Source organism: Mucilaginibacter sp. P2_A4 (genome assembly GCF_056405015.1).
Genome location: NZ_JBFUCX010000002.1, coordinates 66978 through 93347, shown reverse-complemented (window position 1 = coordinate 93347; position 26370 = coordinate 66978). Strand labels below are relative to the sequence as shown.

General features: G+C 42.2%; 18 protein-coding genes. 11 read left to right on the top strand and 7 right to left on the bottom strand.

All coding sequences use genetic code 11. The features are described 5' to 3' along the window. Nucleotides 1–368: 368 nt before the first annotated feature. Both AC1DYB_RS04360 and AC1DYB_RS04355 read left to right on the top strand, forming a co-directional pair. Nucleotides 369–551, top strand: a complete 183-nt coding sequence (locus AC1DYB_RS04360; protein ID WP_477432785.1) for a histone H1 — start codon at nucleotides 369–371, stop codon at nucleotides 549–551. Between the two features lie 815 nt (nucleotides 552–1366). Next, a complete protein-coding gene (locus AC1DYB_RS04355; RefSeq protein WP_477432783.1) occupies nucleotides 1367–2464 on the top strand; it encodes a sensor histidine kinase in 1098 nt (365 codons plus the stop codon). Nucleotides 2465–2663: 199 nt separating this feature from the next. On the opposite strand, the gene AC1DYB_RS04350 is transcribed toward AC1DYB_RS04355, so the two are convergent. The 3 genes from AC1DYB_RS04350 to AC1DYB_RS04340 are packed head-to-tail and all read right to left on the bottom strand — an operon-like array spanning nucleotide 2664 to nucleotide 8397. Beyond that, nucleotides 2664–4082: an efflux transporter outer membrane subunit gene (locus AC1DYB_RS04350; protein ID WP_477432781.1), complete on the bottom strand. Its 1419-nt coding sequence runs from the start codon at nucleotides 4080–4082 to the stop codon at nucleotides 2664–2666. Nucleotides 4083–4084: 2 nt separating this feature from the next. Next, the gene (locus AC1DYB_RS04345; protein WP_477432779.1) at nucleotides 4085–7255 is read right to left on the bottom strand and encodes an efflux RND transporter permease subunit; all 3171 of its coding nucleotides are present in this window, start codon (nucleotides 7253–7255) and stop codon (nucleotides 4085–4087) included. Nucleotides 7256–7266: 11 nt separating this feature from the next. Beyond that, a complete protein-coding gene (locus AC1DYB_RS04340; RefSeq protein WP_477432777.1) occupies nucleotides 7267–8397 on the bottom strand; it encodes an efflux RND transporter periplasmic adaptor subunit in 1131 nt (376 codons plus the stop codon). Nucleotides 8398–8546: 149 nt separating this feature from the next. Between AC1DYB_RS04340 and AC1DYB_RS04335 the strand changes: the two genes are divergently transcribed. Next, nucleotides 8547–8678 (top strand): hypothetical protein, encoded by a 132-nt coding sequence (locus AC1DYB_RS04335; protein WP_477432775.1) that lies wholly within the window; start codon nucleotides 8547–8549, stop codon nucleotides 8676–8678. A 433-nt stretch (nucleotides 8679–9111) separates the two neighbouring features. Beyond that, nucleotides 9112–9399: a hypothetical protein gene (locus AC1DYB_RS04330; protein ID WP_477432773.1), complete on the top strand. Its 288-nt coding sequence runs from the start codon at nucleotides 9112–9114 to the stop codon at nucleotides 9397–9399. A 333-nt stretch (nucleotides 9400–9732) separates the two neighbouring features. On the opposite strand, the gene AC1DYB_RS04325 is transcribed toward AC1DYB_RS04330, so the two are convergent. The 4 genes from AC1DYB_RS04325 to AC1DYB_RS04310 all read right to left on the bottom strand — a co-directional run bounded on the left by AC1DYB_RS04325 (nucleotide 9733) and on the right by AC1DYB_RS04310 (nucleotide 15352). Continuing rightward, on the bottom strand, nucleotides 9733–12144 hold the full coding sequence (locus AC1DYB_RS04325) for a histidine kinase dimerization/phosphoacceptor domain -containing protein (protein WP_477432771.1): 2412 nt from the start codon (nucleotides 12142–12144) through the stop codon (nucleotides 9733–9735). Nucleotides 12145–12153: 9 nt separating this feature from the next. Further along, nucleotides 12154–13722: a sensor histidine kinase gene (locus AC1DYB_RS04320; RefSeq protein ID WP_477432769.1), complete on the bottom strand. Its 1569-nt coding sequence runs from the start codon at nucleotides 13720–13722 to the stop codon at nucleotides 12154–12156. 241 nt (nucleotides 13723–13963) lie between these two features. After that, on the bottom strand, nucleotides 13964–14710 hold the full coding sequence (locus tag AC1DYB_RS04315; RefSeq protein WP_477432767.1) for an SDR family oxidoreductase: 747 nt from the start codon (nucleotides 14708–14710) through the stop codon (nucleotides 13964–13966). Nucleotides 14711–14878: 168 nt separating this feature from the next. Then, nucleotides 14879–15352, bottom strand: coding sequence for a DinB family protein (locus AC1DYB_RS04310; protein ID WP_477432765.1), 474 nt, complete (start codon nucleotides 15350–15352; stop codon nucleotides 14879–14881). A 978-nt stretch (nucleotides 15353–16330) separates the two neighbouring features. Between AC1DYB_RS04310 and AC1DYB_RS04305 the strand changes: the two genes are divergently transcribed. From AC1DYB_RS04305 to AC1DYB_RS04275, 7 genes are all read left to right on the top strand, one after another. Next, nucleotides 16331–18070, top strand: a complete 1740-nt coding sequence (locus AC1DYB_RS04305; protein WP_477432763.1) for a thiamine pyrophosphate-dependent enzyme — start codon at nucleotides 16331–16333, stop codon at nucleotides 18068–18070. A 36-nt stretch (nucleotides 18071–18106) separates the two neighbouring features. After that, a complete protein-coding gene (locus tag AC1DYB_RS04300) occupies nucleotides 18107–19375 on the top strand; it encodes an MFS transporter (protein WP_477432761.1) in 1269 nt (422 codons plus the stop codon). Nucleotides 19376–19395: 20 nt separating this feature from the next. Then, complete coding sequence (locus AC1DYB_RS04295; RefSeq protein ID WP_477432759.1) at nucleotides 19396–20844, top strand: hypothetical protein; 1449 nt, start codon at nucleotides 19396–19398, stop codon at nucleotides 20842–20844. 102 nt (nucleotides 20845–20946) lie between these two features. Next, entirely contained in the window at nucleotides 20947–22878 is a 1932-nt protein-coding gene (locus AC1DYB_RS04290) for a sigma-54 dependent transcriptional regulator (RefSeq protein WP_477432757.1), read from the top strand. 498 nt (nucleotides 22879–23376) lie between these two features. Further along, the gene (locus AC1DYB_RS04285) at nucleotides 23377–23907 is read left to right on the top strand and encodes a universal stress protein (RefSeq protein WP_477432755.1); all 531 of its coding nucleotides are present in this window, start codon (nucleotides 23377–23379) and stop codon (nucleotides 23905–23907) included. A 27-nt stretch (nucleotides 23908–23934) separates the two neighbouring features. Next, the gene (locus AC1DYB_RS04280) at nucleotides 23935–25242 is read left to right on the top strand and encodes a TolC family protein (RefSeq protein ID WP_477432753.1); all 1308 of its coding nucleotides are present in this window, start codon (nucleotides 23935–23937) and stop codon (nucleotides 25240–25242) included. An 18-nt stretch (nucleotides 25243–25260) separates the two neighbouring features. Then, nucleotides 25261–26361 carry an HlyD family secretion protein gene (locus tag AC1DYB_RS04275; RefSeq protein ID WP_477432751.1) on the top strand — a complete coding sequence of 367 codons (1101 nt, stop codon included), beginning with the start codon at nucleotides 25261–25263 and terminating at the stop codon, nucleotides 26359–26361. Nucleotides 26362–26370: the final 9 nt, after the last annotated feature.

The following is a 26370-nucleotide window of genomic DNA, read 5'->3' as shown; positions in this document are numbered from 1 at the left end:
GTGTTTAAACACAAGAGATATTTCTTACTGTATTTCGCAATACAACTCTTTGGAGTGCGGGATTTCGTAGTGGCGGGATTTATTCTTTCAAACTAACGTTTTGCTTACGCGGAATGCTATTTAAACGCAAACAATAGTTGGGGTGTGTCGTTGCAGATCACTAAAAGCAATTTTTAAAGATGATATGCTTTACAACTTAGTTACCTGAGTTAGCATTTACCGAAAATTCAACCCTAAGCTTTCGGGCCCCCACTATAATACCAGACAGTATCCGGCAGCAGTAAATTGGGTTACAGCATTTTCCAGGCTATTTTTTATTTTTGCCGGCCGCATCAAAAAGATACGGATATTTAAATCAAGAATTGATCATGGAAAAATTAGCAGAATTAAAAGCGCTGTTAGAGACAGCCGAAAAGGACGGACAACTATTTTACGAGAAAAACAACAATGCGGCAGGCACAAGACTGCGTAACACATTGCAGCAGATCAAAGTAATTTCGACAGACTTGCGTAAAGACGTTACAGATAAGAAGAACGCAGCAAAGAAATAATTCAAGCTTACGTTTTGGGGAAGCCCTGTCGATTAGACAGGGCTTTATTTTTACCAAACGTGTTGCCGTTTGTAAATCAGAAAGCCGTTCAGATAACTTCGTTTATCTATTCACTATCAGACTTTTGGATTAAGTAATAAGTTCGCTTCTGCATTGTTAAACAAGACTGCTTTACAATTACTTGCGCTTGCTGGTGATCTTTCCCAAAAAAAGTCACTGAAACTGATATCATATCCTTCTATAAATGAACCCTCCAAAAAAAGCTAATATTTGTCCTTTAGCGATCAGTATGAGCTATTGCATTCCTAACGAATAAGCATAATGGCTAATTTAGAGAGCGCGTGTTTAAAATACTCCATGGAAAGGTAAGCTTCGAACTTCGAAATTAAATCTTTGGTTAGGTCACTATGAGTAAAGATATGATTCAGTATTCCTAAGGTTTTATTGTTAAAGGTATAAATACCCAAAGCTTACGATATAACATTAATACTATGATTTTTTACGATATAAGGTATAGTTAAAAAAAGTTGCTATCTATAAAATATTGACTATCACGTAATAATATTTTGGTCAGAAATTTGCCTTAAAAGAGAAAACAAGACCAATCTATTTAGCTTGGCGGGATTCAAAACATCAAAAATCGAACATATTAATTGCTGTTACTATCGATGAATTACAAGAAAGGATTGTGCTTTCTAGAACTTAAAATATTATATACACTCATTGCCTGGCTGTTGATGCCTATTTTCTCCTATTCTCGAGCCCTGCGGTCAAAAAATCATTTTGGGCAGCATTTGGATACTTTAACGACAAAGATGCAAGGGTCGCAAAAACCGAACAGGAACACTGACCAGATCAAATTAAACATAGAGCGGACCTTTCCCTATCCGTTAAAATACACAAAAGGAGATCTTGAACTGGCCCACAAGTTTACGCATCAGGGTTTGAGGGATTCGTTCTTTTCCATTAATAAGATCAGGCAGATTTCTGAGCTGGACATCAAGTACGAGACGGAACGGAGAGAAAGATTTATTATGGCTTTGGAAACCGAGAAGCGCTTGGATCAGGCCGCACTTAAAGAAGCGAATCTGCAGCGAAATCAAACACTGGGCGGCATATTTTTCCTGCTTACGGTAATAGGCTTTGCTATAAACGTGATTCGGATCAACAAGAAAAGCAACCGGAAACTTCAGGAAAAGCAGTGCGAAATTAACCTTCAGAATAACGTGTTGAAGGAACTAAACGCCAACCAGGAGTTGTTATTGATCGAGAAAGAATGGTTGATGCGCGAAATTCATCACCGGGTTAAGAATAACCTGCAAACAACGATCAGTCTATTAAAAATGCAGTCTAACTATATATCTAATGAAAATGCCCTGATGGCAATAGAAAATAGTCAGCGCAGAATGCATACGATGTCGCTCATCCATCAAAAACTGTATCAGTCGGATGACCTTACGAAGATAAACATGAGCGTTTACGTTCAGGATTTGATCAGTTATCTGGCTGATAGTCACGAGGTAGTAAACAAGGTCAGATTTGAATCGGAAACTGAACCCGGCGAACTTGATGTTGCACAGGTGATACCTTTAGGCCTGATCATAAATGAAGCTATCACCAATTCCATCAAATATGCGTTTCCAGGAGGCAGACAAGGAAAGATCAGGGTCAAATTTTATAAGCTATGCAATAACACATTCCGCCTGAGTATAGAAGATAATGGGGTCGGTCTATCAGATAACATCGACATATATAATACTAACACGCTTGGATTTAACCTGATCAGGGGACTAAGTAATCAACTCAACGGCGAATTGGAGATCAGTAACACACCTGGCATGTGTCTGGTCATAACCTATCAGATTGAAGAGTCAATTGCGGTGAGCCAACTTCATAAATATCACACCGCTTAAACTTTTTTAATTCGTTCACATTCTATTTATTCCTCGCCTGAATTTCTATTCACACGCTAGGACCTCTTTGAAGATTGATAATTAACATCTATACTTTTCTTAGTATTATTATAAGCGGGCACGGGAAAATAAAAAAACCTGCGTCCCGTACAACGGTCCACAGGCATCAATCAAAACAACATCACTCAAACACAAATTTTTAATTCCATCCTCCGCCAAGTGAGCGGTAGAGGTCTACGGTAGCATCCAGCCTTGCTTTTTTTATGGTGGCGAGTTCCAGTTGACTTTGTAAAACATTGCTTTCAGCGATGATCACCTCCAGGTAGGTCGCCATGCCGTTCTTAAACAGCAGCTGTGAATTCCGGGTCGCATCCTGCAGTGTCCCGGTGCGTTGAGCAGCCAGAACCTGTTGTTGTTTAAGCGTAGCAAGTTTTACAAGAGCATCCGAAACTTCACCATAAGCAGTTAGAACGGACTGACGAAAACGGATTACAGTCACCTCGCGGTCGACCTTTGCAACATTATAGTTGGTACTCAGTCTTTTTTTGTCGAATAATGGCTGGGTTATTCCGCCGACAACCGTTCCGAACAAAGAGGCTGGTATATTGAACCAGTTACTGGCTTTGATAGCATCCAACCCACCCTGAGCATTGATGGTCAGTGACGGATAGAGGCTTGCTTTTGCTACGCCGACATCGGCATTGGCTTTTGCAAGGGCCAGTTCTGCCTGCCGGACATCCGGTCTTCTTCGGAGAAGTTCGGCCGGCATGCCGGTGGTTAGTTTTTCTGCAATGGCAAGCGAATCCAGGCTGATATTTCTGCCGACAGGACTTGGAAGTCTACCTGACAATACGCTGATTGCATTTTCCTGAACAGCGATTTGTTGTTCAAAACGGGGAACCAGTGCTTCAGCCGTCAACTTTTGAGCCTCAACCTGCTGGATTGCTAAACTGCTCACCCGGCCGGAAGTAAATTGTAACCGTATCAGCGTTAAGGTACTATCATTAAGCAATACATTATTTTTAGCGATCCGAAGCTGAGCATCTAGCATAAGCAGATTATAATAACCTTTTGAAATGTCGCTTACGATCCGTGTCTGAACAGCCTTACGGGCTTCCTGAGTAGATAAGTAGTTAGCCAAAGCCGCTTCTTTCCTGCCGCGTATTTTACCCCAGATATCCGCCTCCCATGAAAGTGAAGCCGCCAAGGTGTAATCCTCAAGGTGTTGTTGTCCCAGAAATTGTCCTAATTGCATTCCACTCAGGCTGTTGTCAGAAGGACGGCTTGAACTGGCAGTAACCCCGACACCCACAGATGGGATATCGCCAAGCTTAGCTTGCTTTAAAACCATCCCGGCAGATTGAATATTTTTCACTGCGACCTGAAGATCGAAATTATGTTCGAGCGCATCGGCGATCAGTGATTTCAATTCAGGATCTTCAAAATAGGTCCTCCAGGGTAATGCGCCTACTGAAACAGAATCTTGGGCGTTGTCGCGATAAGCAACGGGAAGGTTTGTATCCGGAGCAACGATATCACGCGATACCTTGCAACCTTCTATGGTCAGTATAGCCAGCAAAACGATGGCAGCTACACTATACTTATTTAATTTTTCCATGATCAGTTTAGAATTAATACATCAGCATTTGGGGCGATCTCAACAATCTTTTTGCGGCTTATTCTTTCCTGAAGTCCCTGGAATACAACAAATAACACAGGTATAAAGGATAAGCCCAGCGTTACACCTACTAGCATCCCACCAGCTGCTGCAATACTGATAGAGTGGTTACCGTTCGCGGATGGCCCGGTTGCGCTCATCATGGGTATCATCCCTGCAACAAAAGCAAGGGAGGTCATGATAATCGGCCTGATACGGAGCGCGGCAGCTTCTAAAGCTGACTGGATGAGCGAGTGACCTGCTCTTCGTCGAAGCACAGCGAATTCTACGATTAGTATCGCATTCTTTGACAATAGTCCAATCAGCATGATCAGTGCTACCTGTACATAGATATTATTCTCGATGCCGGTAATTCCAATTGCGAGGAACACACCTAATATGCCGTTGGGAATAGAAAGGATGACTGCTAATGGAAGAATATAACTTTCATATTGTGCTGCCAGCAAAAGGTAAACAAATATCAAACACATCCCGAATACGATAACGGCAAGGCCGTTCGAGCTTATTTGTTCTTTAGTCAACCCTGAGAACTCCTGAGTATAACCGTCCGGTAGTTTTTTGGTCACTTCATTTACGACATTGATCGCATCACCGGAACTGAAGCCTTTTTGCGGCATCACAGTTACTGAAATAGAATTGTAAAGATTATAGCGTTTCGCAGTTTCCGGACCATATACTCTTTTTAAGTGAACAAGCGTATTTATCGGTAACATTTCGCCTTTGTTATTTTTGACATAGATTCCATCGATCTTGGATGGATCAGTGCGATCTTTTACATCAGCCTGTGCGACTACCCGGTAGAATTTCCCAAAGCGGTTAAAATCGGAGGCTTGAACGCTGCCAAAATAAGTTTGCATTGTCTGAAGGATATCCTTAATGCTTACGCCTAGCTGTTTGGCTTTGTATTTATCGATCTCCAACTTAAATTGAGGATAATTTGCCTTAAAAGTAGTGAAGGCAAATCCCACCTCTTTATGCTTCATAAGTTCAGCTATGAAGTTGTCTGATACAGAGCTGAATTTATCTAACTTGGCATCGCCGGTACGATCCTGTAACACAACATCAAGTCCGTCAACATTACTGTAACCACGTATGGAAGGCAATTCAAATGCAAAGGCGTTGAGCCCTTTGATTTTAGCCAGTTTCTGCTGAACAATGTTTTTTATTTCAGGTATTGAATTTACAGGACCACGTTCTGCAACTGGTTTCAAAATCACGAATATCTGGGTGGCAGACGGGCTATTAGAGAAAGTCAAAAAGTCGAAACCCGCCAGGTTATTCACCTTTTTGATTTGGGGCATGCTTTCAAGTTCTTTCACTGCCTCTTCATCCAGCTGTTTCATTCTTTCAAGTGATGAGCCGGGCTGCATATTGATTGCAATGCCGATAAAGCCGATATCTTCGGTTGGAATAAATCCAGTTTGGGTATTCTTGATCATATAACCCGTTGTTACCGCGATCAATACCAGGGCACCGAGTGTTAACCATTTCTGACGGATCAGAAAACGAAGGCTATGGATATAACGGTCGGTCAACATTTTGAAGGTGACGTTAAAAAAGATAAAGAAACGATCTTTAAAGTTTTTGGGGGCTCCTGATTCTTCACTGCTGTGCACATCTTTCAATATCAGCGCGCAAAGTGCAGGACTTAATGTTAAAGCGTTAACAGCGGAGATAACGATGGCGATGGCAAGCGTGAAAGCAAACTGACGATAGAATAAGCCGGTTGCACCTTTCATCAGGCCGATCGGTAAAAATACAGCAGCCATGATCAAGGTGATTGAAATGATCGCACCTGTTATTTCGTGCATGGCTTCCAATGTTGCCGGTGCAGGCGCTAACTTCTTATGTTCCATTTTTGAATGCACTGCTTCCACAACGACTATGGCATCGTCGACAACGATCCCGATGGCCAGGACGAGCGCAAACAGCGTCAGCAGGTTGATGGTAAAGCCAAAAACATACATGAAGAAAAAGGTGCCGATGATTGCCACTGGAACTGCGATAGCCGGTATCAATGTAGACCTGAAGTCCTGTAAAAAAATAAAGACAACAATGAACACCAGGATAAATGCTTCTAACAAGGTATGCTTAACCTGATCGATCGACGCGTCCAGTGCCTCTTTGGTATTATAAAAAGTAGCGTTAACGATACCCTTTGGATAACTTTTCTCGGCTTTCTCAAAAAGTTGATTTGCCTGGGTTTGTATCGCATCAGCATTGGTCCCGGGTAATTGAAAGATCACGACGGTTATTGCAGGCTTGCCGTTTACAGTATTGGAACTGTTATAAGTATATGAACCCAATTCGATACGGGCAATATCTTTCAGCTTCAGAAATGAACCGTCCGGATTTGCACGGATGACAATATCTTCATAGCCTGCGGGTTTAGTCATTTTGCCATCATATTTAACTACATATTCAAATGATTCATTGCTGCCTTCCCCAAACTTGCCTGGCGCCGCTTCCAAGTTTTGATCATTTATGGCAGCAAGCACTTCGGATGATGATATTTTATAGTTCGCCAGCTGACTTGGTTTCAGCCATATACGCATGGCATATTCCTTATTACCGCCCAAGATGAATGCGCTGCCAACACCCTGGATACGTTTAAGGTCAGGTATAATATTGATGTTGGCATAGTTGGCAATAAATTCCTGATCATACTTTTTGGGACTTTCGCTCATTATGGCCTGAACCATCATTAAGCTATTTTGAGCTTTCGCCGTTACGATACCCCGCTGAACAACCTCGGGAGGCAACTGACTGGTTGCCTGCGCAACCCGGTTTTGCACATTCACAGCGGCTTGATCCGGGTCAGTACCTTTTGTGAAGAATACGGATATTACCAGGGAACCATCGTTACTGGCTACAGAACTGATGTAAGTCATGTTATCGACGCCGTTGATGGCCTCTTCGAGCGAAGGAGCAACAGAGCGAAGGATGGTTTCAGCGTTAGCACCTGGGTAAATGGCTGTTACCTGGACAGAAGGCGGCGCGATATCGGGGAAGCGCTCCAACGGAAGGCTGACCATACCCCAAGTACCTAGGATCACGAGTATAGACGATATGACTGTAGCCAGTACCGGTCTATCGATAAATTTCTTTAACATGGTTGATAAGATTAATTGTTTACAGCTAATGCTGAACTGAGGTTGGTTTGCTGAGGTTGGATTTGGTCGCCCTCGTGAAGATGGTCATATCCGCGGTACACGATTCGATCTCCTCGCTTAAGCCCTTCTTTTACCAGATAATTGTTCCCACTCTTTCCTGATATTGTAATCTCCTGTTTAATTACCTTATTGTGATTGTCCACCAAAAAAACAAATGTCTTATCCTGCATTTCCAGGGTAGCAGATTGCGGAACGATTATCTGGTTAGTTAATTTGAGTGAAAGCCTGATTTTACCAGTGTTACCAGAACGCAGCAACCCGTTTTCATTTTTGAAGGTGGCGCGTACGGTGATGGCACCTGTATTGCTATCGAACTGACCGTTGATCATATCGACCCTCCCTTTGTTAACATAAGCGCTGTCATCAGCCAGGATAAGTTCCACAGGCGGCAGGCTCTTAATTTTCTGATCGAGCGTCTTGCCGGCATATAGCGATTTGAATTGAATGAAATCATATTCACCAAGGGCAAAAAAGGCATGCACCTCATGGATATCGGAAAGGTCAGTAAGCGCAGAAGGATCAGCCGGACTCACCACACTGCCTTCTTTACGAAGTACGCGGCCTATATAACCGCTGATTGGCGCCCTGACGATCGTGTAACCCAGATTGATCTTTGCAGTGGCAATGTCCGCCTTTGCCTGCTCCATGTTTCCCATGGCAGTTTCGCGAACTGACTGAGCCGTTTTCAACTGGATGTCTGATACCACTTTTCCTGAAACAAGCGGGGTAAGTTTTTCAACTTCAAGCTGTGCGTTTCTAAGGCTTCCCTCTGTTGAATGATAGCTGGCTTTAGCGTTGTTAAGCCTTTCGATAAAAGGCGCCTGATCGATCTGGAACAACGGCTGTCCTTTTTTAACATAAGCGCCATCATCTACAAAAATATGACTTAGAATACCAGATATTTGCGGGCGAACCTCTATATTGGTAATACCTTCTACGGAAGCGGGGTATTCCTGATAAGTGGAGGCGTCACCCGAATTTAACTGAATAACGGGGAGCTCTTGCGGCAACGTGGCTACCGGAGCGGGTTTTCCTGCACAACTGGCAAGAAATGCGAGTACTAAAAGATATGGAGTTTTCATTGTTTTGATTTTTAAAGTTTAAAATGTATCTATATTAAAATACAACCAGTTGCATTTCGCAAGCAAATATAATTAACAACCAGTTGCATTTTAAAACTATTTATTTTTACTTGACACTGAGATTACAATAGGCGGCTACAATATGGCCAATGATTGTTTTCACCCTTCAGTTTACAGTGTCTGTAGTAGCAACTGATCAATATGTATTGAGTACTTCGATATACCTGCCGACCAGCCCGGCTATTGATCAGCATTGTCCCAATAAGGTGCCATTACGTTAAATACTTGATAAGCAATTGATTACATTAAAACTTAGGGGAATAATATTTCTTTATATCGTAAATCGGTAGGAACAACCACCAAAAATCATATCATAATACCGTACCTGTCCAGGAGAATGATAGATAACTATACCTTTCTGACGATTAAAATGAGGCTAAGCAGGATAGTCTGTAAGTTTTTAACAGAAATGTCTTTGTTTTTAACGGATAGAGAAGTCAAGAATAAGTACGCAAAGGACAAATGGTCTCTTGAAGCAACTTACTACTGCTGCGTTGAATATTTCTGAAACCAAAAATCACTTTATGCGCTGTCGATTTACGACAATACGTAACGTTTCTTTTGATTAAATTATATAAACTATTAATAATCAGTTATTTGAAATAAGGCACGAATATTTTGGTATCACGACATGCACCTTAATCAAATACGAACATGGAAACAAAACTTAAACATATTCGGAAACTTAACTTTTTAATCACAAAATGGGTTATTGAACTGCAGGACAAAGGATATCATTTCGATTACCTGATGCTGGACAAGAACCATCTGTTTTGTATACAAAGCAATCAGTTTGTACCTGCGGAAAGCGCACGGATTAAATTAGTTGACCTGGGGTATGATCACCTACAGCACTGCTTCAAGTATGTACATACAGTTGAAACTTATAATGGTGAGAATGGATTGCTGGTCACGGAAGGAATTTTTTGCAATCAATGTTAGTGCTCAGTCTTAAAGATTACCGGTCTTTTTCGGTCTCACAATAAAGTAGATTTTCACTGCCTCCGGGATACCCACACCCTGGTCGGTAATACCTATCTCCACCTGTTGACCAACCCACGAAAACGGCAATATTGACCTGAAAATGTCTGGGAGAAAAGTTCACCGCGTTTGCCATCAAATCGATAAGTAATTGCGTAAATTTCAATTTATCGGCCCTTACAAGTAAATCTTTCGTAAGGTGAAAGTTAAACCGATAGCGCTGATGCAGCGAGACTAAAAATTAAACCACTTTATTTCGAATTATTGCCATTCGGCTATAAAATAGCGTGGTGGTCAAAGAAATTTTTCACTTTCTGGCTTCAGCTCAAATACGATATCAACGGTCAGCCCCTGCTGATTCCTAAAAACTGGTATTGCATCAATCTGGCTTGCTAATCCAAGAATCAGATTGAAACCAAGGGTTTGACTCACACCCACGTCAAAGTTATCAGGCAGGCCCGAACCATTATCCTTCATCGTCAATTTAACGCGCCCGTCTGTAAGCCCCAATAGTTCCACGGTTATTTCTGCCTGTTCCTGAAATAAGAAAGCGTGTTTGATACTATTCGTAAGCGCTTCATTGATAATCAAGGCCAATGGAACCGCCTGGGAAAAGCTGATATTTATTTGACTCAACTTAAGGTTAAATTTTATGTACTTCGCTTTTTTGTTGTAATGCTCCGTCAGAAAAACAACCATTTTTGAGATGAAAGTCGCCAGGCCAACATCGGCAGCCCCTTCAGCAGTATCGAGCTCCTGATGGATAAGTGACATGGCCATCATCCGGCTTTGGCTTTGTTCAATGGCTTCAAGTGCATCATGATCGGTGATAAACGCCGATTGACGGCTCAGAAGATCGATTACGATCTTTAGATTATTTTGTACCCGGTGATGTATTTCTTTAATTAGTTTTTCCTTTGACTTCCGAAGTTTTTTAGTGTCCAGGGCTGTCTTCTCCAGTAAGCGTTTTCGGTAATCATCTTTTGACTGCTTTCGAATTCGGGTTTGGAAGCGATATATAAATGTACCGCCAATGCCAATCAATAATAATGCTAAAATCGAAGACACAATGACTATAGTTCGTGCTTTTTTTTGGCCAGAAATATTTCTGATCTCAGTTACACCACCTATCATTTTGCCATTGGATCTGTCAATTGCAGATCTTGTATGTTCAACGAAACGATGCAGGGAATCTTTTAACCGATTGTGTTCCTTTAAGAAATACATAGAGGTAGCATATCGGCCACGATCTGAATCGATCTGATGAAGCAACCAGTACGCCTCGGAGAGATTACCTGCAGACTGTTTTCCAGCTTCCGGATCTTTGATCAAAGTAATTAAATAGTTCCTGCTTTTTTGGTGGATACCCGCATAGAAATAAAATTGGCCCAGCAAAAAGATCAACTCAGGATTATGAATATTTCCACGAATTTTCTGGTTGACAGACATGAGGTGTTCCGCCTTAAGGTAATAATATTCGGCTTTCTTGAACTGCTTCAGCTTTCGGTACCCTTCCCCTAACGCAATAAAAGCATCCTGCTGGTCAATTGAATTCTGAGGTGGATGCGATATTATGAGTGTATTCAGCAGATTCAGTAATGAATCATTACCGGGTTTACCCAAATCTTCGTTATTGAAATGGTAGAGCAATTTATAAGCATGCGCAGCGTCGTTATTTTTGATAAACTCAGCCAGAGCTTTCCGATACCAATTCGCAGCTTCACCTCTTTTGGCTGCGTCAGCCGCATAGGCGTCACCTGCTCTTGCATAAAATATCGCGAGGCCAAGATGGTCCCGGGATCTGTCTGCAGCTTCAATGGATTGCAAAGCGTATTTAAGTTGTCCGACATAATCACCCTTAACCCCTTGAATGAGACTTATCAGATCGCTCGTATAATGGGTATAAGGAAACTTTGAATTAAGTTGAAGCCGATAAGAAAGAAAGGCTGCACGTTCCGCTTCATTAAGGTTCTGCCTTGCAAAATTGAGATAAGCGATATTTGTGAGAACATTAAACACGTTTTCAGTGTCGCGCAATTGGGAAAATAATGTGGCTGCTTTCATTAAGCATTGTATTCTCCGATCTGTCGTGGAAGGACGAAAAGGGGAATACATTCCCCGATAATTCCATGCTTTTGCCACTATGTCAGAATCACACAAATGCGGTGAACTGGTTATCTTATTAAAAAAGAAGGCCGCTTTCTTTAGTTTACCTGATTTCAGATAACACTTACCCAACAAGCAATATGCCTGATAAACCCACCTTGCGTCCTTAAAGCGGAGATTTTCCTTTTCAGCCATTCGAACCCAATAAATACTACTGTCAATATCACTTTGCTTTAAGCCCGGCTGAAAAGCATAATACGCACCGAGCAACAGCATGAGTCGCGCCTTCGGTCTCCCATTGAGTTTAAGAATATCTGCTTGTGGTATCCGTGTGTTACGGTCATCGATCCACCGGCAAAATTTCTCAGCATATCCATCATCAATACCATCCGATATTACACCAGAGCGGCTAAGGTTATGAAATTTTGTAGTTATTACCAGCGAGCTGTCCAGATCAATGGTCGCCTCTTTTGCAACCGTAACAAAAGCTGAGCTCAGCTGTATCAGGGCTTTGTTATTACGTCGGGTAGCATCATCGTTTTGTGCACGTACATACCAAGTGGATAAAATAAGTAATAAGGTTAGTACAATCTTAACCATGGTACCGGATTAATAATTTTCAGTTTCTTTTTCTTGATGGAATTCAACACTTACCGTTACCCCGTCTCCCTGTTCGATCTGAAAGAGTCCTTTAAGTTGATCGCTCAAGGCTTTCATCATGATTGCGAAGTTCAAATTATAGGAGCAGCTTTTTACAATTGCAGAGGATATGCGCGACGTGATAGAAAGGCGGATCATATCTTCTGCTAGCGACGCCAGACGAACTGATATTGCACACGCCAGTGTTTTTTCGTTAATGCCTTTTAATGTGTTGGAAACCGCTTCGCCAATAAAAAGCCCAATTAGGACAGCTTGGGTATTACCAATCAACACCTGATCTGTCTGGACGCTAAACTGAGGTTCAATGCCTTTTTCAGAAAGCTTGGTGGACAAGTAAGCAGCAAGTTCTGCAATGTAAGCGACCATATCGATCTCCGTTGTCCCGTCATTTCCGTAATGTTTTTGATGCATGATCATCATGGTCTGCAGACGATCCTGGCTTTCGTCTATCACATCAATGGCAGCTTCATTGCTCAAATACATTGCTTGGGTATTTAACAGGCTCATGACCATTTGTAGATTGTTCTTTACTTTATGATGGGCTTCCTTGAGTAATTCTTCTGTTTCTATCTTCAGTTTGACTTGATCATCGAGCAATTGTTTGATAGCATCCTCGGTCAACAAAGATTCTTTAGCGGCCCACGACATTAAGTCATCTTGTTTCCTTACGCGCCCTGATAATTTCCAAAAGCACAGAGCACACGCCCAAATGGCAATGACAATCCCGGCACATTCCAGCATAAATAAAGCGTTTTCGGAAAACTTTCGAGGTGTTTTTAAAGCATTATTTTCTTGCTTTTCTGACAGCTTAAACTTTTGCTGTAAATAATTCAGCCGGTTAAGTTTTTCTTGTCTAAAAACCGAATCTGTAACTGACTTATACAGTTTGTAAAACCGAAAGGACCGCTTGTAATTGTTAGCAGCAGAATCCAGTTTAAACAAACTCAGGTAAAAAATCGCCCGGCTGGCGGGACTTATATAGGGGCTATCAGCAATGATGATTTTATTGACCAGATCATTGGCCATATCGTTTTGAATGGCATCCGGTGAATTTCGGGAACTCAAGTGTTTTGTAACTAACAGGTCTGAAAGAAGTTGACGGTAGGCGGTCTTTTTTAACCGCGCCAACTCAAGCATTAAAACATATTGACCCCTGGCTTTCTCCGGTTGATCCAAAGCAAAGAAAACATCGCCGAAAGCCTTTGCTTTCAGTAGTTTGCTTTGCATCGTCGAAGCTGGCAAGAGTTTTTGTCTTTGGTTTAATAACTGATAAGCAACATTAGTACGTTCGCTTAAGATTAAGTGGTCAGTAGTCAGGAGGAGATAACTATAGTAGTGATCGACATCGTTATGTTGCTGAGCCTTGGACATCTCAATACCAAGAGTTGACAGCCGCATCGTATCGATCTTATATTTCGATATAGCAGGATGAGAAAACCGAACTAATTCAGCCCGACACTGATCATAATCAATGAAGGAAAAAACGATATTTACTAAAACAAGGCCTGTTCTTAACATAACTAACCGGAGCGGTCGATTTATTGATGATGCTTTGCAATTGATTCAACATCGAACACTCCGGCTATGAGTTGCCAAACACATACCATAAATCAATAAATTGATTATTAGTTATTTATGGAAGGTGTTGTTTTTTTCTGTTATGATATATCGTAATTGAACGAAAAAATAAATACAAAAAAAGGGGCGTTTAACTCACACTTATTGACGCTATGTTTCGGTTAACATATCGCCAACAATTTTAAGAAACTGGTTTGCCATTTAGAAAAAGAAATCCCTTGGCGTTATTCGAAAAATATAATGAGTGAAGTTCTGCAGCCAGACCTACATAAACCTCAAAACGGTCGTCGGAAAATGCTTTAAACATTTCTTCCGCAACTTCTTCCGGAGATAAGCCATTGCTGCCTCCCGCATCTTTGCTAAAATCAGTGTTTACCAACGGTGGGAAGAGCTCGAAAACACGAATCGGTGAATTTTCCAAAAGCAGCCTTAGGGATTGTGTATAAGTATGAAGCGCAGCTTTGCTTGCCCCGTAAGTGGTACGTTTTACATTCGCTCCGAGTACAGCTATAGATGTAACATTGATGATTGCCGCGCGTTTTTGCTTTTTCAACAATGGCATCAATTTCTCGTTCAATCTGATCACTGACAAATAATTGGTCAACATTTCTTCCTGAGCAAGCGAAAAGGCATCTATATTTTCCGCAAGCAGATCGTATTGATTTCCCTTACCTGCATTGTTGATGATCACATTTAATGCTGGGGATCCTTCCTTTAATTTCTGAACCATGCTTACAATATCCGCTTCATTGGTGACATCGCAGCGGATACCAGTGGTATTTTTCAACATGGCTATTGCTGTATCTAATTTTTCCTGATCCCGGCCTGTGATAATTACGGCATTTTCCTGAGAAAATAGTTTGGCCATGGCGAATCCGATGCCGGCGCTTCCACCATTGATGAGAATAGTATTTCCTGATGTTTTCATATAAATATTTCGATTAAATGATATTAAGGTCGACAAAGAGAGGGATTTATGCGATTAACGCCGAAAAGACTATTGGCGTTAATGATCTCGGAGCCGGAGTCCGCGCCAATGTCAATTGCGAATTGATACCAACTCCAGGGGTTGATGACATTCCGTTCACCCCGTATTTTAATAAAGCAACCGAAGCTGTCCCAAGTGATAGCTTAAGTGATTTGTCCGGTTCAAAAATACACTAAACTTGTTGCGGCCTGGATTTTTAACAAAATCCTCGTCAGTCATAGCTTCATGGCGTAAAAGCCAGGAATCTTCGTTAAGTGTCGTCAACTCTCTTCTTAGCCGTTCATGCACCAAAGTAAAATGTTGTCTAAGCAAAGAAACCGACGGCCTATCCAAAGCTGCTGACTCCGGATTTTGAACAAATGGCGAATGCAATTCCGGACAGGCCCTTTTTCCGGTTCCGAGAATTTCAGACATTGCATCGTTAACGGCGATCAAATGACCCAAAATGTACCATCCACTGTTTCTTCCCGGTGATATCGATCCAGTCAACTGTTCGTCGCTTAAGGTTTCGAGGATTTTTTTTAACCTTGATACTTGAATATCCCAGGACGCTAAAGCAAGATTAATAAACTTATTTTCCATGATTTTATTTTCTTAAAAATAAAAATACCAATTGGTATTTTATGTCATTTTACATCAATTTTAATTCCATTATTATTTGTGTACTAACCGTGTGGTTGCACACCATTAGCAAAAGCCCAGTGCACCCATGCAGTCTCCAGATAGCAAACCATTCATCCGTTCCTTGCCTAAATAATTTCTTTTGTTGTGAAATGGTAATCCAGTACCGATTTACTAGGGAGATACTTTAATTCCATCAGATCAAATGTTAACGGTTAGCCGATTTGATCGAATGATTCCAGCTCCGTCGCAAAAGCGTAAAAAGCCAAAGTAATCCCACGAGAAACGCAAACAACCCTGCACCCATAATGATGGACGGTAAAATATCTGGGCTGTTGTCGGCAATTTTATTTCCGGTTTCGAAAGCGCTGCATGGTAGTCCTGTCAGGATTCCAAGACAGCTCAATTTAAAAAGTCTGTTTTTCATACCATTGATTTGAATGGACCAAAATGGCCGGATAATAACTGACATGTGAACATTCCGGCGAAGCCATCATTGCGAAAGATGTGCCCAACTATAAATAGTTATAAAATAGCCGTTTACGAAAAGCAAAAAAGCAAATCGGAACTTTATTTCGTAAAACAACTGCTTCATCTATGATATGGCGTAGTTGCGTGAAATAAGAAAAAGGACGAGACCGTAGAAGCCTAAGGTTAGCAGCTGTTTCTATGTGTCAGATCACCCCTCTTGTTGACATCATATCCTGTATCTCCAATGTAGGATATCGTTTTCAACTCGAATATTTACGATATAAAATAACTAATACCAACGGAGTATTCTACAAAACAGCTGACAGTCAGTGCCCTACAATATGGCACTTGCCTTGACAACCTATAACAGCAATCATGGGCCGGGGCAACCTGTCGGCTAAACAATCGGACAGGCTAAAAAAAACCCTGGTGAATTGCAATGGCTAACGCACATTTAACTCAAAAACTATGTCAAAAAAAGTAGCAAAACAATTGGTCGATATGCTCGTACAGGCGGGTATCAAACGCATTTATGCAGTAACAGGCGATAGTCTGAATGAACTTAATGAAGCTGTAAGACTGACCCCGGAAATCAGCTGGATCCACGTTCGCCATGAAGAAGCCGGAGCATTTGCCGCGGCTGCGGAGGCGGAATTAAACGGGTTGGCGTGCTGCGCCGGAAGCAGCGGGCCGGGGCACGTCCATCTCATCAACGGTTTGTATGACGCGCACCGATCCGGAGTATCTGTGCTGGCCATAGCGTCTACTTGCGCTACTACTGAATTTGGCAGCGATTATTTCCAGGAGACGAATGTGATTAAGTTATTCGATGACTGTAGTCATTACAATCAAATAGCTGCGACACCCGCTCAGCTGCCACGAATGACGCAAGCGGCGATACAGCATGCCATTCACAAAAAAGGCGTTGCGGTGATCGGTTTACCGGGTGATGTTGCAGCAATGAACTCCATAGAAAGTCCTTCAGCACAGGCTAATTACTTCAGTAAGGCGGTTATTACGCCAGCTGCTGAAGAAATCCATAAATTGGCTGACCTTATCAATCAAAACTCCAAAATCTGCATTTTCTGCGGAATTGGCGCGGCAGAAGCCCATAGGGAGATCATAGAACTTGCCGCTTTGCTAAAAGCACCTGTGGGCTACTCGTTTCGTGGAAAAATGAGCATTCAGCATGATAACCCCTACGAGGTTGGAATGACAGGATTACTTGGTTTGCCGTCCGCTTATCATAGCATGCATGAAAGTGATGTGGTCCTTTTATTGGGAACCGACTTTCCTTATGTGCCATTTATACCTCAAGATAAAATATTAGTTCAGATCGATACAAGACCAGAGCGTCTTGGCCGCAGGGCAAATTTAACGATGGGCTTGTTCGGCGACATTAAAAGCTCAGTGCAGGCGCTGTTGCCATTACTCCGTGCCAACCAAGATTCCAGCTTCCTGGACGCACAACTGCATATCTATGGTAAGGTCAAGGAGCATTTAAATATCTATGTAAATGATAAAGGACATGTGGATGCAATTCATCCGGAAGCCGTAGCTCATGCATTAGATCGTTTAGCCACTGATGATGCAATTTTCACTGTTGACACTGGTATGTGCTGCGTGTGGGGAGCGCGTTATATACGCTCTACTGGCAAACGACATTTGTTGGGCTCATTCATCCACGGGTCAATGGCCAACGCTTTACCGCAAGCTATTGGTGCAGCATTGTCCAATCCGTTGCGACAGGTCGTTGCCATGTGTGGTGATGGTGGAATCTCTATGTTACTGGGTGATTTGGCAACGATTAAACAATATGAACTTCCTATAAAGATTATTGTATTCAATAACCGTTCTCTGGGAATGGTCAAGCTGGAGATGGAAGTAAATGGGTTGCCCGACTGGCAAACCGACATGATCAATCCGGATTTCGCCATGGTAGCGCAGGCAACAGGAATAAAAGGGTTGTCAATTCACGATCCATCGATGCTGGAAATATCCCTTAAAGAAGCATTCGACCATACCGGACCTGTATTGGTCAATGTTTTCACGAATCCAAATTCTCTGGCAATGCCACCAAAAATTGAGTTGAAAATGGTCGGTGGTATGGCAATGTCGATGACCAAGCTTATGCTTGGCGGGAAATTCGAAGAGGTCCTTGATACTGTAAAATCAAACTACAAACATCTTCAGGATCTAATTGACTAGGCAGTTCTGAATTGAACGACTTAAAATAACAACTTTATGAATAACTCTAACAAAATGTCCGATCAAAAATCACAGGCAAAAGCGTTCGTTATCGCTTGGGTTTTTGGGTTGATCTTTTACTTTCTTGAATATGTAATACGTTCCTCACCAGCGGTAATGCTCAATGAGCTTGCAACTACCTATAAGCTAAACGCGTTGGGTGTAAGCACGATTTTAGGTACTTATTATTATACGTATTCCACGACGAGCCTGATTGCAGGTGTTGCTCTTGACCGGGCTGGTGCCAAGTACTCTATTTCAATTGGAATTGGAATACTTGCTATCGGATGTTTCTTGTTTGCGTTACCCAATACATTTATGGGTGATACTGGTCGGCTTTTACAGGGAGCCGGTTCTGCGTTTGCATTTACTGGTTGCGTATATCTGGCTTCACATGGTTTTGCCGCTCGTTACATTGCTACTGCAATAGGTTTTACGCAATGCGTGGGCATGCTCGGCGGTTCCGCAGGGCAATTCGTGGTGGGGCCGATGATTCATAACGGGCTTTCAGTGGAAACCTTTTGGATCGGAATCGGTATCATATGCGCCATTGTGTGTCTGCTCCTTTACTTCACAACTCCCAGTGAGGATAAAATTGCCGAACATCAAAGTAATTTATGGAGTGTCGTAACTCCATATAAAGTTGTCTTCACTAACCCTCAATCTTACCTGAGCGGACTATTGTCAGGCTTACTTTTCGCGCCGACCACGATTTTCGCCATGACCTGGGGGGTAGCATTCTTTCAACAGGATCGGCTGATGTCCTACCAGTCAGCTGTATTTGTATGTTCGATGGTGCCGCTGGGATGGGTTATCGGTTGTCCATTGTTGGGATGGATATCGGATATGATCGGGCGGCGCAAGATCGTCTTAATTAGCGGAATTTTGACGATGACACTGGCTTTTGCCCAGCTTGTTTTCCTTCCTGGTATGTTACCACCTGCTGCATCAATGTTTATATTCGGAACTGCATCTGGTGTAGCAATGATACCCTACACCATCATCAAGGAAGCAAATCCCGACCAAGTAAAGGGAAGTGCCACAGGGGCGATTAACTTTTTAACATTTAGCACGACTGCGCTATTGGGGCCAGTATTTGCGAGTTGGTATGGAAAGTCGCTCTTGCATACTACTGATCATGCCAAACACTTCCAATCGGCAGGATCATTTATTATCATGATCACTTTAATGGCGTTGGTAATCAGCCTGATTATCCGGGAGACAGGCAATGGCAAAAAAACACCAGGCGCCTCGATTGGCCACTAATAAATTTAATATTAAGAAAAATGAAAATAGGCTCCATCACTATTATCCTTTTTTATTTAGTAGGTCATACAGTTAGCCCGGCCTATGCTCAGGGCGGTTCTCCGGAATATAAAGACGGCATGACCTTAAAACTTGATAGTTCAGGTCACAAATACATTCGTTTCTTTACCTGGGCCACGTTCTGGGCCAGGAAGACGAGCGCTAATCCGGGCACAGCGGTCAATGGTGTGGCCAGTAGCAATTATATAGATTTTAGTCTTCGGCAGTTTCGTTTCGTAACTTACAGTCAGTTATCGCCTCGATACCTCATTCTTGCCGATATTGGGATTGACAATCAAAGTTTTTCAAGTGGCGGTACCGCCGGCGGGGGGAACACTGGAAACGGCGGGGCGACTTTTGCCGGAACCCTTGGCAAGAAATCAGAACTTTACGTTCATGACCTTTGGAACGAGTATGCGATCTATCCTGATAAAAATCCGCATACCGGCAAACCCGAAAATGTTTCACTGTATTTAGGTACAGGTTTACATTACTGGAATGGTTTAAGCCGACTTACCAGCGCGGGTTCGGCCAACTACCTGGCGCTGGATGTTCCTTTGTATAACTGGCCGCTGGTAGACCTTTCTGATCAATTCGCTAGGCAACTGGGTATTTATCTGAAGGGTAACATCAACAGGTTATCTTATCGGTGGGCAGTGAACAAGCCTTTTTCCGTATTGTCAACGCCAACTGCCTTTTCCAAAGGCGCACCAGATAGCGCTTTTGCTGTTGATGACAATGCAACTGGTAAGATCGCAACTACGGGATATGCTGCGTGGCAATTTCTTCAAAAGGAAAATAACCAACTCCCTTATACAACCGGGACATATATGGGAACCATGCGGGTTTTTAATGTTGGCGCCGGTTATTATCATACACAGGATGGAACGGTGACCCAAAAGAATAACACAGCAGCTTCGCCGCTGATAAGGCATCCGATCACTTTATGGGCACTTGATGCTTTTGCAGACCTTCCTTTTGGAAGCAGCAGTGCAAATTGGTCTTTTACAGGTTATTCCGTTTACTATCATTACGATTTCGGACCGGATTACCTCCGGTACGGATCAATTATGAATGAAAACGTGAGTCTGGCACCAGGTTATACCGGAAAGATATCTCAGGCTGGTTTTGGCAACTCAGCCCCTATTATTGGAAGTGGTTATTCCTGGTTTAGTCAGTTAGGACTACTGCTGCCAAAAACAATTTGCAATGGAAAAGTTCGTTTTCAGCCGTTTGGAGAATTCAGCTTACAGGAGTTTGACAGATTTGGGTCGTCGAAATTTACATATTGGAGTGCCGGAGGGAATGTTTACATAGATGGTCACCATGCCCGGATCTCGTTCAAGTATCAGACGCGCCCGATCGTTATGAATAATTCTCAGGAATCGTCTAAAGGCTCCATTATATTTGCAACACAGGTTTATCTTTAGCGGCTTTACCGATGACGTATCATGATCGTTTATTTTAACTAATATGTCATTATATTTGCCATAGAATTCGAGAGTACGGGTTGTTATCTTAATAATTGAAATATGAAGAGAAATATCCTGATCGTTGATAACCTAAACAGTGAAGCCGATAATTTGCAAATCATCTTACAGAATCAGGGTTATCATGTATCAAAGGCCAACTCTACTTCAACCGCACTGGTCTTGGTGGCTGACGCAAGGCCAGATCTGGTATTGTTCCCTATTTTTTTAACCGGTGAACCTAATGGACTGCAGTTAGCGGGCATTCTGAAAAACCGTTCCATACCGGTGATTCTCATACTACCGAATTCGGATAGGGAGACGCTTGAATCCGCCAATTTGACGCAGCCCTATGGTTTCCTGTCTCGTCCGCTTCGCAAACGCGATGTGGTCGCAGCAATATCCTTTGGCCTCTCCCGCCATCAGCACAACATAAGCTTTCAGAATAGTCTCAGCAAGTGGCTCAACGAATTATTGATCAGTATTATGAGTTGTACAGGTGATAATGAGCAGAGGCTAATATTTCTAATCAAGGCGTTCCAACCCTTTATCCAGTTTGATAATATTATCATTAATCTGGACTTAAAAAACGGTGGCAAGGATTCAGTACATGCGTTTGAAAGACTTGGGTTAGATAGTTATCGTCGGAAGGACCATATTTCTTACATTAAAAAAGCTGAATTACAGGATATAGAACTGAGGCAATACAGAAACAGGGCTTTAGAACATAACGGAATCTTTGTTGTGAATGGTGAGCAGTTTGATAAGGGTTGCGAAATTTTCGCCTTTGCAAGCAAACTACGGGAATTTTATCACATCAATTCCGAAATGACAATACCAGTAGTCATCGAAGAAAATAATCTTTATGCGTCCATTGGTTTCTACAGTACGCAACCCAATCCATTTACTCCGGATCAGGTGGAACTACTAAAAATGGCAAGGCCATTTGTGACAAGAGCCATTGAATGGATTAAAGACAGAGGTACAGCGTTCAGTGCATCACAAAACATTTCTTATTCAATCGAACAGATTCGTTCTCCTGAAATCTTTAAAAACATCGTAGGCAGAAGCTTTAAGTTGCTATTGGTTCTGGATCAGGTTGCGCAAGTCGCTCCTTTTGATACGACCATATTGATCACCGGTGAAACAGGAACCGGAAAGGAATCGTTAGTTGATGCCATTCATCAGATCTCTTCACGAAATCAACAGCCGCTCATCAAGGTCAACTGTGGCGCAATTCCAGAGACGTTAATCGAAGCTGAATTTTTTGGTTATGAACGCGGAGCCTTTACCGGAGCCGATAAAAGAAAAATTGGCTGGTTTGAAAAAGCACAAGGGGGCACTATTTTCCTTGATGAAATCGGTGAACTTCCTATACAGCTCCAGAGTAAATTTCTACGGGTTCTGCAGGAAAAGGAAATTCAGCGGCTCGGTGGAACTACTACCATCAAAGTTGATATGCGGATCATTGTAGCCACTAATAAAAATCTAAGCACAGAAGTTGCAGCCAAACGTTTTCGTTCGGACCTCTACTTTCGGATAAATATCTTTCCGATAGAGATTCCACCATTGCGTGAAAGAAAAGAAGACATTCCTCTGCTTTTAGATTATTTTATCAAAAAATTCGCTTTGGAACAAGGTCTGCCCCGTAAGATTATAATTCCGGAAGCTATAGATCAATTGCTGAATTACAGCTGGCCAGGCAACGTCAGGGAACTCCAGTCGATTGTTGAACGGACGGTACTGACGAATTCAGATACAGAAATTAAGGAGTTCCAGCTTCCGGTAAATGCTACAGCAGCGGACAATCAAAAAGAACCGGAACGTTTAGTAACTTACCAGGAAATGGAAAGAAATCACATTCTTAAAGTTTTGAAAAGTTGCAATGGTAAAATTAACGGAAAAGGGGGCGCAGCAGAAATCCTCGATCTGCCTCCCACTTCATTGAATGTTAAAATGAAGAAACTAAAAATATCCTGGCGCCATACTTATTAAGTATAGGAGTCTGATTTAGCGATGCTTCATTCCATTTTACGCTGCCTACTGCAAAATTATCCTTGCCAAGGCATAGATATATTGGCTAAGGTAACAGATATTTCATGCAGTTAGAAGAATGAAGTTCAAACGGTGGAGGAATTTATCATGAATATTTTCGTCAAAAAAAATCAGGGCGTCCCGGCAGCATTGTGAACTTTGCCAATTGCCGCTTCAGGTGTAAGAACCCTAAATAAAAATTGTTCATACTCCCAAAGTCCCATTCCGGGATCAATAAACTTCCAATCATTTTATCGAATGAATTTAAAAATCCCGCTTTTTATTAAGAACACATAGACAGTTCGATTACTCTATTTGGTATGCTACACGGTTGATATACGAAATAAAGCAATGTTCCAATTTCATGAAATCCAATTAACTACTGATTGTCAATTATTTAATCAATGGCATCATAATGGGATTTAACCTGGTAAAAATATTCAATTGTTTTTTTTTAAAATGACGGACTGTGCAATGGGCTTTAGTGAAATAAGCCAATGGCACAGCACCTCATGGACAAAAGCACTGAAAGTTACCCGCATTAAAAAATACAGCAACAAAAAGAACCAAGTCTCCATGTCTTATCGAACCATTTTATGTCCCGTGGACTTCTCAGTTTATTCTATCGAAGCGCTGAAACATGCTATGGCAATTCGTGAAAAATTTGACTCCAGGCTGGTCTTGTTGCATGTCTATCAGCTACCCGGAACTATTGCTGATACAGGGATTGACAATGAAGTTATAGAGGTTTCGCTGCAAAAGCTTAGGGATTTTGCAGTCAGGCAAAATGCTGAAACGGCCGAAATGATCGTAGATGCGACTATGGGAGCTGTCGGTGATCACATCATCGCGGCGAGCGGAACCGTGCGCGCTGATCTGATCGTTATGGGTTCTCATGGCTATAGCGGTATAGAGTTACTCTGGCTGGGCAGCACCTCGGAATATGTCCTTGAACATTCGAAAACCCCAATATTAATCATCCGAGTCTGAGTTTTCAGGTTCATTATAACACTTAGAATGAAAACTTTAATACTGATAGGTCTGATACTTTGTTTTAGTCATGTCTTTGCCCAAGACACGGTTACCAGGGTATTACCGCTAACAGAATTATTCCAGTTGACTGAAGCTAACAGTAAGCAATTGCAGTTCTCCAGGCAAAGTATCGGTATTAACGAAGCCCGGACGGAAATCGCTAAATCTCAAAGGTTACCTGAAATAGTAACCTCCGCTGACGCAGGCTACCTCAGTACCATTACGATCCTCAATCCAAACTTTTCGTGGTATACAAATGTAAAAACGCCCCATTTCACCAACAATTATTTTCTAGAGGCTAGTGAATCCCTATACAAAGGGGGCAGTATCCGGTTGAATATCAAAAAAGGAAAACTGACTGAACAACTGGCAGTGCTCAACTATGAAAAAGACCGACAGGAAATCAAATTATTGCTATTGGGCAGATACCTTGAATTATTCCAGCAATATAATAATCAACGAATTTTTGAGCAAAATATCCGGCTGGCACAGAAACGCCTTACTGACCTGAAAAAACTTAAACAGCATGGTTTGGTAACACAGAACGATGTTATTCGGAATGAACTGCTGATTGCAGATTTCAAGCTTGATCTTCAAGAGGCTGAAAATAATATTTCCATACTGAATAAAGAACTTCAGGTAGTGCTAGGCTTACCAGGCACAATGCGGATTATACCTGACACGACCGTTGCTGCCCAGCCGGTCGCCGTCCGCACGATCGTGGAGTATACTGCTTTGGCGCAAAACAATCAACCAGCCATCAATGCCAGCCGGTTAAGTGAACAGATTGCGACAAAAAACGTAGAATTAGAAAAAGCTACGCGCCTTCCGGAGCTGTCTCTATACGCAGGAGACGCTTTACAGAGACCATTTTTAAATACGCTTGAACCTTTAAATATTTATTACAATGCTTACCAGACCGGAATTAAAATCAAATACAACATATCTTCAATTTACCATGCCAAAGATCGTATTAGATTGGCCAAGCTGGAACTAGAGCAGCAAAAGACGCAGACAGCTTACAGACAGCAGCAGGCAGATATAGAAGTAACGACTGCCTTTACCCGTTATCAGGAAGCAAGGGAACACTTTATAACACTAAGTAAAAGTCTGGAACTTGCAAATGATAACTTTCGGGTGGTGCAAAAAAAGTACATCAACCAGTTGGTGCAGATAACGGATATGCTGGATGCGAGTACGGCAAAACTCTCAGCCGAGCTTCGCTTAAATAACGCAAGGATAAATATTATAAATCAGTGGTACAGGCTTCAAAAAGCCGCTGGAAATTTTTAACATCTAATTTCATTATTAATGGAAACTACTGTCAATCAGCAAGAATCGCCAGCACAGCCATCGGCACTGGAAATGGCAAAAGAAAGGGGACGCAAACGTCGTATCGTTCTCTTCAACATAATTTCATTTCTGATCGTTATCTCTGCGCTCACCTGGGCCGCGATTACTTACTTCCACCTGGACAACTCTGTTTACACCGACGACGCTCAAGTGGAAGCATATATTAATCCCATTAATACCAGGATCACTGGTTACATCAAAAACATCAGGTTCACAGAGCACCAAAGCGTCAAAAAAGGCGATACGTTGGTTACTATCGATGATCGGGAATATAAGATCCTCGTTGATCAGGCGGATGCGGTTCTCATGGATGCCAAAGCAGGGCGTTCAGTAGTCAATTCTTCCGAAGACGTGGCGCGTAACGGAATAGATGTTTCAGCTGCCAACATCTCAGAGGTCAGGGCCAGGTTGACAAACGCAGAAATCAATTATAAGCGTTATGCAAGTTTGGTCGCAGATGATGTGGTAACTGAGTTTCAATTTGATCAAATCAAAGCGGAACGTGATGCCTTGAGAGCAAAATACACAGCCTTACAACACGCTGAGCAAACTGCACGTTTGACCACTAACGAAACACAAAAACGAATTGCTGTAGCCGACGCTGCAGTTGCCAAAGCCAGTGCGGCATTAGCTTATACAAAACTAAACTTGTCTTACACCGTAATAACCGCTCCCTATGACGGGGTTGTCGGCCGAAAAATTATAGAAGAGGGACAGGTAGTACAACCCGGGCAAACGCTGGTAAGTATTGTACGCGGGGATGAAAAGTGGATCACGGCTAACTACACGGAAACACAAATGGTGTTCTTAAAAGTTGGACAGCTCGTCAACATAAAAGTGGATGCAATTAAAGGTAAACACTTCCAGGGAGAAATATTCTCAATGTCTGAAGCGACGGGTAGCCGTTATTCAGCCATTCCTACAGATAATTCAACCGGGAACTTCGTCAAGGTTCAGCAAAGATTTCCTGTCAAAATACGATTATCTGCAAATAATTCGCAGGATGCAGTTGCGCTGTTAAAAACGGGAATGAACGCGGAGGTTGAGCTGATCAAATGATGAAAAGAC